Annotated in this window: 8 protein-coding genes and 1 tRNA gene; 4 read left to right on the top strand and 5 right to left on the bottom strand. The window is 73.3% G+C overall.

The window, feature by feature from the left end; genetic code table 11:
• Positions 1-2 precede the first annotated feature (2 nt).
• A tRNA-Lys gene (locus AC4IJH_RS38130) sits at positions 3-76 on the top strand.
• An 84-nt stretch (positions 77-160) separates the two neighbouring features.
• Here the strand turns inward: AC4IJH_RS38130 and AC4IJH_RS38125 are convergent.
• A complete protein-coding gene (locus AC4IJH_RS38125; protein ID WP_490856567.1) occupies positions 161-1,402 on the bottom strand; it encodes a M6 family metalloprotease domain-containing protein in 1,242 nt (413 codons plus the stop codon).
• A gap of 360 nt (positions 1,403-1,762) precedes the next feature.
• On the opposite strand from AC4IJH_RS38125, the gene AC4IJH_RS38120 reads away from it, so the two are divergent.
• Positions 1,763-3,595 (top strand): putative bifunctional diguanylate cyclase/phosphodiesterase, encoded by a 1,833-nt coding sequence (locus AC4IJH_RS38120; protein WP_490856566.1) that lies wholly within the window; start codon positions 1,763-1,765, stop codon positions 3,593-3,595.
• 176 nt (positions 3,596-3,771) lie between these two features.
• Here the strand turns inward: AC4IJH_RS38120 and AC4IJH_RS38115 are convergent, their stop codons facing one another.
• From AC4IJH_RS38115 to AC4IJH_RS38105, 3 genes are all read right to left on the bottom strand, one after another.
• Positions 3,772-4,884 carry an LLM class flavin-dependent oxidoreductase gene (locus tag AC4IJH_RS38115; RefSeq protein ID WP_490856565.1) on the bottom strand — a complete coding sequence of 371 codons (1,113 nt, stop codon included), beginning with the start codon at positions 4,882-4,884 and terminating at the stop codon, positions 3,772-3,774.
• Positions 4,885-4,976: 92 nt separating this feature from the next.
• Positions 4,977-5,750, bottom strand: a complete 774-nt coding sequence (locus tag AC4IJH_RS38110) for a maleate cis-trans isomerase family protein (RefSeq protein ID WP_490856564.1) — start codon at positions 5,748-5,750, stop codon at positions 4,977-4,979.
• A gap of 38 nt (positions 5,751-5,788) precedes the next feature.
• Positions 5,789-6,691, bottom strand: coding sequence for a maleate cis-trans isomerase family protein (locus AC4IJH_RS38105; RefSeq protein ID WP_490856563.1), 903 nt, complete (start codon positions 6,689-6,691; stop codon positions 5,789-5,791).
• A 207-nt stretch (positions 6,692-6,898) separates the two neighbouring features.
• On the opposite strand from AC4IJH_RS38105, the gene AC4IJH_RS38100 reads away from it, so the two are divergent.
• Entirely contained in the window at positions 6,899-7,882 is a 984-nt protein-coding gene (locus AC4IJH_RS38100) for a D-2-hydroxyacid dehydrogenase (RefSeq protein WP_490856562.1), read from the top strand.
• A 65-nt stretch (positions 7,883-7,947) separates the two neighbouring features.
• Positions 7,948-9,384, top strand: a complete 1,437-nt coding sequence (locus AC4IJH_RS38095; RefSeq protein ID WP_490856561.1) for an amidase — start codon at positions 7,948-7,950, stop codon at positions 9,382-9,384.
• Here AC4IJH_RS38095 and AC4IJH_RS38090 read toward each other — a convergent pair.
• Positions 9,365-9,865: a DUF3830 family protein gene (locus tag AC4IJH_RS38090; RefSeq protein ID WP_490856560.1), complete on the bottom strand. Its 501-nt coding sequence runs from the start codon at positions 9,863-9,865 to the stop codon at positions 9,365-9,367. The genes AC4IJH_RS38095 and AC4IJH_RS38090 overlap by 20 nt on opposite strands.
• Between the last annotated feature and the right edge of the window lie 70 nt (positions 9,866-9,935).

Below are 9,935 nucleotides of genomic sequence, written 5' to 3'. Positions count from 1 at the left end.
AGGCGCCGCTAGCTCAGTTGGTTAGAGCAGCTGACTCTTAATCAGCGGGTCCGGGGTTCGAGTCCCTGGCGGCGCACAGACGGTCGAAGGCCCCCACCTCGGTGGGGGCCTTCGGCGTATCCGCGCGGTATCCGCGCGGTATCCGCGCACCTCTCGCAGCTCAGCCGCGGACGACCTTGACGTTCCAGTCGCCGCTCGCCGTGCGCCCGCTCACCTGGATCCGTACGCCGTCCTCGGCGACGTCCAGGCTCTCCCCCACACCCAGCGGCGCGTCCGCGAGCGCCGGGTAGACCGAGGTGGCCGGGCAGGCCTCGGTGTCCGGGTGCCCGTCCAGCACCTGTACGGGCCCGCCGCCGGAGGCCGTCTCGCTGCGCACCCGGTAGACCAGCACGCCCTCGGCGCACATCCACGTGTCGTTGCCCCGCGCCCCGCGCGCCTCGATGGCGAGCACGCTGCTGGGGCCCGTACGCACCACCAGCAGCCGGGCCCGCCGCTCGTCGCCGGGCTCCATCGGGGCGGACAGCGGGCGCAGGGTGTGCATCCCGGTGCGGGCCGGCGCGGCGCACTCCACCTGGCCGCCGTTGAGCCAGCCGAGCTTCCATTTGTGCCAGGCGAAGGGGTCGGGGGCCAGCCCGAACTGGCTGCCCATGAGGTCCCAGTCCCCCACATAGGTGTCCCAGTCGCCCTTGCCGTCGACCGGACGGCTGTAGAGGTCGGGCAGGTCGAAGACGTGGCCGGTCTCGTGGGCGAGGACGTTGCGGTCCGGCGGGGTCTGCTCGAAGACCGTCACGAAGCGGCGCAGGGCGGTGCCGTCGGCGCGCAGCGGGCGGTCGAGGTTGACGACCTTGGTGGCGTCGGAGTCGACGCCGGGGGCGTCCGGGTCGGCGACGAAGTAGACGATGTCGTAGCGGCTGAAGTCGACCGTGGGGTCGGCGGCGGCGACCGCGTCCTTGAGGTAGGCGGTGCGCCGGCCGGCCTCCCAGTCGCGCTGTATCGCGTAGTCCGCCGAGTCCTGCGGCATGGCCACCCAGCGCTTCTCGATGTGCGGGCGCAGGGTGAACTTCCCGTAGGAGGCGCGGTCGAAGAAGCGGGAGGTGGCCGGGAAGTAGTCGGCGGCCAGGTCCCCCGGGGCGGCCATGGGGTCGGAGTCCGGGAAGGACAGGAAGATCATCACCGCGTCGAGGGCGCGTACCGGCCGGGGATAGGCGGTGTTCCAGGAGTCCAGGCCCTCGGAGTGGTGGGCGCTCGTACGGGTCAGGGCACAGGCGTGCGAGGCCTCGGAGGCCCTGACGGGACCGGCGACGATCGAGGTGGCGATCAGCGCACCAAGAGAGGTGGCGAGGGCGGCGCCCCGGCGCAAACGACGGCGGTCCACCCCCTCGGGTGTCTGGACGCGCACCACATCGACCTCCCGTGACCGAATCGGAACACCCCACTCAGCCTCCGTCGATATGCAGTTGTTCGTCCTGTTCCGGGGGGCCGGATGAGTGACCGATTCCCTGCCCTCGGCCGTTACGCAACGTCACAACCGGTCATAGGTGCCATGGACATGAACTCAGCCGCGCAAAAAAGGCCCATCTTCCGTCACAGGTGCCGATGATCACGGCTGCGTCGCTGGATCGGCCGTCGCGCCAGCCTCTATGATCGCCACACTTTCCAGCGCGAATTCCCCCTTCATCACGAGACAAGCGCCAAGCGGGAGCGAGCAGTGAGCGGATACCCCGACGGCACGGGCCGCGCGCCCGGAGCAACGCTTTCCGCGGTGACAGAACGTAACGAGGCGACCAAAGGGTCCGGCGGTGCGAACGGCGGACCGGCAGCCTGCGCCGCCGCCTCCACCGACTCCCCCGACGGTTCGGCGGCCGCCCCCGGCGACTATCGCCGCGGGTTCGGGGCCGCCCGCCTGCCCATGGCGATCCTGAACCGCGACGGCCTGGTCCTCGCCGCCAACTCCGCCTTCGGCGAGCTGGTCGGCACCGAGCCCGAGGAGCTGGTCGCCGCCACCGCGGCCGACCTGACCGACCTCGGCGCGGACCCGCGCATCTGGACCGCCTACCGCGAGGTGCTGTGCGGACGCAGCGACCGGCTGCGCTGCACCCGCCGCCTCAAGCACCCCGCGGGCCACTCGGTGTGGGTCGAGGTGACCGTCGAGCCCCTGGCCGGTGAGGAACGCGTTCTGCTCTCCGTCGCGGATGTCAGCGACCGGCACGATCTACTGGCGAGACTGCGCCATCTGCAGATGCACGACCCGGTGACCCGGCTGCCCAACCGCTCGCTGTTCTTCGAGCGGCTCTCGTGCACCCTGGAGGCCGCCGCGTACGAGCAGGGCGGTACGGGCCGGATCGGCCTGTGCTACCTGGACCTGGACGGCTTCAAGGCCGTCAACGACACCCTCGGCCACCGCATCGGCGACCGGCTGCTGAGCGCGGTGGCCCAGCGGCTGACCCGCTGCGCGGAGCGGATGACCGAGCGCGGCGGGCACCTGGGCCGGGCCGGGCATCTGGTGGCGCGCCTGGGCGGCGACGAGTTCGCGCTGCTGGTGGAGGACTCCACCGGCACCGAGCAGCTCTCCGAGCTGGCGCAGGCCGTACTGGACACCCTCCAGCGGCCGTTCGACCTGGCCGGGCAGCGGCTGTCGGTGTCGGCGAGCATCGGCGTGGTGGAGCGGGCCGCGGCCGGGACCACCGCCACCGGGCTGATGCAGGCCGCCGACACCACGCTGTACTGGGCCAAGGAGGACGGCAAGGCCCGCTGGACGCTCTTCGACCCCGAGCGCAACGCGCACCGGATGACCCGCCAGGCCCTGTCCAGCACCCTGCGCCCCGCCGTGGAGCGCGGCGAGTTCACGCTGGAGTACCAGCCGCTGGTGGACCTGGGCGACGGGCGGGCGCACGGCGTGGAGGCGCTGGTGCGCTGGCGGCACCCGCAATTCGGAACACTGTCGCCGAATCGGTTCATCGGACTGGCCGAGGAGAACGGCGCCATCGTCGAGCTGGGGCGCTGGGTCCTGGAGCGGGCCTGCCACCAGGCGCGCGCCTGGCAGCTGGCCAGGCCCGCCGAGGAGCCGCTGTTCGTGAGCGTGAACGTGGCCGTACGCCAGGTCTGGGACTCCGACCTGGTCGCGGACGTGGCGGGCATCCTGGCCGAGACCGGGCTGCCGCCCGAGCTGCTCCAGCTGGAGCTGACGGAGTCCGCGGTCATGGGCTCGGCGGGCCGCCCGCTCCAGGCCCTTCAGGCGCTGAGCGACATGGGCGTACGCATCGCGATCGACGACTTCGGCACCGGCTACTCCAACCTGGCCTACCTCAGCCGGCTGCCGGTCTCCGTCCTGAAGCTGGACGGCTCCTTCGTACGCGGCTTCCGCGCGCAGGAGCACCCCAACCCCGCGGACGAGACGATCGTGGAGGCCCTGGTGGCGCTGGCGCACCGGCTCGGGCTGACCGTCACGGCGGAGTGCGTGGAGAGCGCGGAGCAGGCCGAGCGGCTGCGGCGCATCGGCTGCGACACGGGCCAGGGCTGGCTGTACTCCCGGCCCGTACCGCCGGATCAGGTGTCGGCGCTGCTGCGGGCCGGCGGGCGGCCGAAAGCCTCCTGAGGGCAGTGCGGCTCTGTCCGCCGCGTCGCTGGGGCGGACAGAGGCTTCCGAAGGCGCTGCGGCTGCGGGCCGGTGGGGGCCGACCGCGCCCACGCGGCAGAGCCGCAGATCGACACGGCCCCGCGCCCCTGAAGGGGCGCGACCCCGGCGCCGCGCAGGTGCCGGGGTCACCGCCGTCAGGCCACCGGCAGGTCGTAGGCGTCCGCTATCAGGTCGTAGGAGCGCAGGCGGGCGTCGCCGCCGTGGGCGTTGGCGGTGATCATGAGCTCGTCGGCGCCGGTGCGCTTGGCCAGGGCGTTCAGGCCCTCGCGTACGGCGTCGGGGGTGCCGTGGATGACATTGCTCAGCCAGCTGTCCACGAAGTCCCGCTCCGCGGCGCCGAACTCGTAGGCCTCGGCCTCCTCGGGGGTGGGGATCAGGCCGGGGCGGCCGGTGCGCAGCCGCAGCATGGACAGCGCGCCGGTCATCACCTCGCGGCGGGCCTCGGCCTCGGTGGCGGTGGCCAGCGCGGAGACGCCGATCAGGGCGTAGGGCGCGTCCAGGACCGCGGAGGGGCGGAAGTGCCGGCGGTACAGGTCCAGCGCCGGGACGGTGTTGGCCGCGGAGAAGTGGTGGGCGAAGGCGAAGGGGAGGCCGAGCCGGCCCGCCAGCTGGGCGCTGAAGCCGGAGGAGCCCAGCAGCCAGACGGGCGGGCGGTGGGCGGACTGGACGCCGCCCGGTGAGGTGGCCTGGACGGGGCCCGGGACAGCGTGGATACGGGAGTAGGGGTGGCCGTCGGGGAAGTCGTCGTCCAGGAAGCGGATCAGCTCGGCCAGCTGCTGGGGGAAATCGTCTGCCCCCTCGTGCAGGCGCTCGGTGCGGCGCAGCGCCGCGGCGGTGGCGCCGTCGGTGCCGGGAGCCCGGCCCAGGCCCAGGTCGACGCGGCCCGGCGCCATCGCCTCCAGGGTCCCGAACTGCTCGGCGATCACCAGCGGCGCGTGGTTGGGCAGCATGACGCCGCCGGAGCCGAGCCGGATGGTGGCGGTGTGCGCGGCGAGGTGGGCCAGCAGCACCGCCGGGGAGGAGGAGGCGACGCCCGGCATGGAGTGGTGCTCGGCGACCCAGTAGCGGTGGAAGCCGCGCCGCTCGGCCGTACGGGCGATGTCGACGGAGGTGCGCAGGGCGTCGGACGCGGTGCGCCCGGCGCCGACCGTCACCAGGTCGAGTACGGACAGGGGGACGGGGGCCGTGCCCAGGGCACGGCCCCGGATCTCGTCGTGGCCCAGGGTCTCGTCACGGTCGCCGCTCACGGTGCGGGTCCTCCTTGGTCGCGGGTCGTCGCCCCAGGTAACCGGAGTAGCGCTCCGTTTATTCCCGCGCCGCCGGCTCCTTCCGGCCGGGGTCACCCCATGGGCCCGTACCGCAGCTCGCGCTCCGGCGGGGCCGACCCGCTGCCCGTGCCCGGACGGGCGAAGAGGGTGCCCAGTGCCGGGCAGCGCACCTCGCGCTCCAGCAGCCGCAGGCCCTCCCAGACGGTGACCTGGTTGGCGGTGAGCACCGGCTTGTGCAGCTCCGCCTCCAGGGCGGGCAGGTGGGCCGCGGTGTGCAGGGCGGTGTCGGGGAGCAGCACCGCCTCGGCGTCGGGATGGTCGCCCGTACGCGCCAGGTGCAGGACCTCTTCCAGGCCCCAGGTGCCCACCTCTGCGGCGGTGATGATCCCGCTGCCGCGGGTGGCGACCACCTCGATGCCCGCCGACTTCAAGAAGCCGCGGAAGTGCTCGGCGACGTCGCCGGGGTAGGTGGCGGCGATGGCCACCCGCTCGGCGCCCAGCGCGCGGACGGCGTGCGCGAAGGCGAAGGAGGTGCTGGAGGCGGGCAGCCCAGCGGTGATCGACAGCTCGCGGACCTGGGCGTGGGCGCCGTCCCAGCCGAAGACGAAGCTGGCGCTCGTACAGGCCCACATCACCGCCTCGGCCCCCTGGGCCACCAGGTCGCCGACGCCGGCGGCCAGGCGGCGCGCGGAGCCCATCTCCAGCAGGGCGTCCACCCGGTGGGCGTCCTCGCCGATGTCGGTGTGGACCAGCGGGAAGCGGATCTCCTCGCCCAGCAGGGAGGCCAGGCGGGGGTAGTCGTCCTCCGCGGAGTGGCCGGGGTAGAGGAAGCCGACCGTTGCCATGCGCATCTCCTCTGAGTCGGGGGGTGTCAACTGCACATCTAGCCGGGCGGCAGGGGGCCCGGGTCGTCCGGGAGAAAGGGCGGGGAATCCGCGCCCTCGGCCTGGTCGGCCTCCGGCGGCGGCGCGGGCGGGCCCGCGAAGGCCGCCTCGGGGGCGGCGGGCTGCCCGCCGTCGGGGGCGGCGGACATCGCGGCCGGTCCGCGTCTGGCCACCGGGTCCAGCAGTGCCTGGTACGGGCCGACCGCCTGGGCGCCGATGGCGCGCAGCGCCGCCCACATCGTGACCTGGTTGGCCGACAGGACCGGCATCCGCAGCTCGGCCTCCAGCTGCGGGATGACGTCGTAGGTCGGCAGGTTCGTACAGCTGATGAAGAGCGCGTCGGCCGCGCCGATCACCGCCTGGCGGGCCATGTCGACCACATCGCGGTAGGGGACCTTCCAGATGTGGCTGGTCAGGCCGAGGTAGGCGCGGCCTGTGACCGTGATGCCCGCCTCGGCGAGGTAGTCCTCCAGGGAGTCGGTGACCGATTTGGTGTACGGGGTGACCACCGCGATGCGCCGCGCGCCGATCTCGCCCAGCGCCTGCAGCAGCGCCCCCGAGGTGGTCAGCGAGGGCAGCTCGCCGGCCTGGGTCATGGCGGCGCACATGGCGCGCTCGCCCGCCAGGCCGCCGACGAAACTGCCCGAGGTGCAGGCGTAGGAGACGACCTGCGGGGAGATCGCGCACAGCGCGCGGACCGCCTCGCGCAGCGTCTCGTGCTCGCTGACCAGGCGGGCCAGGTCGAGGCTGACCTCGACGGGTACGAAGGGGGTGCGGGTGAGGTGGAGGGAGACCTCGCCGGGGACCCAGCGCCACAGCTCCCGGTCGAGTGCGAAGTCGAAGGGCGCTACGACCCCCACGCCGCGCTGCGGCTGCGGGCCCCCCAGAAAAGAGACGTCCATGCTGGCCCCAAGAAGAAACGGAGGGACGAGAGGGCAGGCCATCGGCCCGTGATTTTTCAGCTGCCGGCAGTGGCCGGGACGTCGGGACAGAGCCGTTGTTGACACGGTAGTTACGACTTCTTAGCGTGGTCAATCCTCGCATCTCAGGCATCTGTCGGCGCCCTGTTTCAGCTAACCGGGCTCTCGTTTCAGAACGGTTTCTGGCCAATGTCCGAAAGCACCGTTTCCTCTCTCCCGACCCTCCTCGTCCTCGGCCGCGAACCCACCCCCAAGCTCGACGCGCTCTCCGGCCGCGCGCGGGTGGTCTTCGCCGACGACAAGACCCTGGCCGCTCAACTTCCCGATGCCGACGCGCTGTTGGTGTGGGACTTCACCTCCGACGCGGTGCGCGGCGCCTGGCCCTGCGGCGGGCCGCGGCCCGCGTGGGTGCACACGGCCAGCGCGGGCGTGGACCGGCTGCTGTGCCCCGAGCTGATCGCGGACGAGACGCTGGTGACCAACGCGCGCGGCGTCTTCGAGCAGCCCATCGCGGAGTACGTCGCCGGTCTCGTCCTCGCCATGGCCAAGGATTTCTACGGGAGTTGGGAGCTGCAGCGGCAGCGGCGCTGGCAGCACCGCGAGACGCTGCGGCTGGCCGGGACGCGCGCGGTCGTGGTGGGCTCCGGGCCCATCGGGCGGGCGATCGGCCGCACCCTGGCGGCGCTGGGGGTACGCGTGGAGCTGGTGGGGCGCGGCGCGCGGGCCGAGGACCCCGAATTCGGCTCGGTCCACGGCATCGGGGCGCTCGACGGCCTGCTGGGGCAGGCGGACTGGGTGGTGTGCGCGGCCCCGCTGACCGAGGAGACCCGGGGCATGTTCGGGCGCGCGGCGTTCGACCGTATGCCGTCCGCGGCCCGCTTCATCAACGTCGGGCGCGGGCCGCTGGTGGTCGAGGAGGACCTGGTCGCGGCGCTGCGGGAGTGGCGGATCGCCGCGGCGGCGCTGGACGTCTTCGAGCGCGAACCGCTCGGCGCCGAGAGCCCGTTGTGGGACGTGCCGCATCTGATCGTCTCGCCGCACATGAGCGGTGACACGGTGGGCTGGCGCGATGCGCTGGCCGCCCAGTTCGTGGACAACTTCGACCGCTGGACGGCCGGGGAGCCCCTGGTCAACGTGGTCGACAAGCGGCTGGGGTACGTACCGGTGGGGTGAGAGCCGGTGTCCGCCGTCCGCCGCTGCTCCGGGCCGCGGCGGGCCCGTGAAGTGTGGAGGGACCGATGACCCAGCAGAGCGGGGCAGCACGCCTCGACCAGCTCACCGCCCGGCGGCTGACCGCCGGATACGCGGCGGGCGAGTTCTCCCCCGTGGAGGTGACCGAGGCCGTACTGGAGCGGGCCGAGGCGGCACAGCGCCTGGTGAACGCCTTCACCCGGATCGACGGGGAGCTGGCGCTGAACGCCGCCAAGGAGTCCGAGGAGCGCTGGCGCGCGGGCCGCCCCGCCGGGCTGCTGGACGGGGTGCCGGTGACCGTCAAGGACCTGCTGCTGACCCGGGGCCTGCCGACGCTGCGCGGCTCCAGGACCATCCCCGCACAGAGCTCGTCCTGGGCCGAGGACGCGCCCTCGGTGGCGCGGCTGCGCGAGCACGGCGCGGTGTTCGTGGGCAAGACGACCACGCCGGAGTTCGGCTGGAAGGGCGTCACCGACAGCCCGCTGCACGGCGTGACGGGCAATCCGCACGACCCCTCGCGCACCGCGGGCGGCTCCAGCGGCGGCAGCGCGGCGGCGGTGGCGCTGGGCGCCGGGCCGCTGAGCCTGGGCACGGACGGCGGCGGCTCGGTGCGTATCCCGGCGTCCTTCTGCGGGATCTTCGGGCTGAAGCCGACGTACGGGCGGGTGCCGCTGTACCCCTCCAGCCCGTTCGGGACGCTGGCGCACGTGGGGCCGATGACCCGGGACGCGGCGGACGCCGCCCTGCTGATGGATGTGATCACCGGGGCGGACTGGCGCGACTGGTCCCAGCTGGGGCCGCTGGCGCCCGGCACCTGCCAACAGGCCCTGGCCGGGCCGGTGTCCGGGCTGAGGGTGGCCTACAGCCCCTCGCTGGGCTGGGACGTGCCCGTGCGGCCGGCGGTCGCGGCGGCGGTACGCGCCGTGGCGGAGCGCCTCGCCGGCCTGGGCGCGCACGTCGAGGAGAGCGACCCGCCCGTCGCCGACCCGGTGGAGGCCTTCCACACCCTGTGGTTCAGCGGGGCGGCGCGGGTGGTGCAGCCCCTGAGCGAGGAGGGCCGGGCGCTGCTGGACCCGGGGCTGCGCGAGATCTGCGAACAGGGCGCCCGCTACAGCGCGTTGGACTATCTGGCGGCGGTGGACGTGCGGGCGGCGCTCGGCGCGGCGATGGGGCGCTTCCACGGCACCTACGACCTGCTGCTGACGCCGACCGAGCCGATCACGGCCTTCGAGGCGGGCGCCGAGGTGCCGGGCGGCTCGGGGCACACCCGCTGGACGGGCTGGACGCCGTTCACCTACCCCTTCAACATGACCCAGCAGCCCGCCGCCACCGTGCCCTGCGGCGTGGACGGCGACGGGCTGCCCATCGGGGTACAGCTGGTCGGCGCCCGGCACGCCGACGCGCTGGTGCTGCGCGCCGCACACGCCCTGTACGAGGCGGGCGCCGCCGCCGTCCCCGAACCGGCTACGCCCGGCGGAAGTTGAGGCTCTCCCCCAGCGCTCCGGCCCGCCACAGGTCCTGGCAGGCCTCCGCCATCCGCTCCAGGCCGTCCACGACCGTGCCCCACACGATGCCCGGCACCCAGCCCGCGTCACCGTTGATCAGGAGGTTGTTGCGCTCGTAGAAGAGCGCGAGGTCCACGACGGTGGCGCGGCCCTGGTGCTTGGCGTGGGACTCGTAGCCGTAGGAGGCCGTGCCCAACTGGGTCTCGGAGAAGGTGAAATAGCACAGGTCGCCCGGGATGGGGGTGATGGTCGGGTTCTCCAGGGGCGGCTCGGCGGGGGCGAACGGCGGCAGTAGGGCGTAGATCTCGTTGCGGGCGTATTTGGCGTGGTAGACGTCGCCGCCCAGCGGGAGCGCGTCCCACACGGCGGCACAGGTGATCGGTGCACGGTCGTCGAGGAGCCGGGCGGTGCAGCTGACGCCCCGCTTGTCCAGGGAGACTTCGATGAAGCGATCGGTCATGTGCGGATCGTAGGGGGGCAATCGGCGCGTACGGAATATCTCCGTACGGGTGCATCAGGGGCTGGAAACC

This window comes from Streptomyces sp. UF-297 (assembly GCF_058245575.1).
Note: the sequence above shows the minus strand (reverse complement) of the source record. Positions and strands in the feature narration are given on the sequence as shown.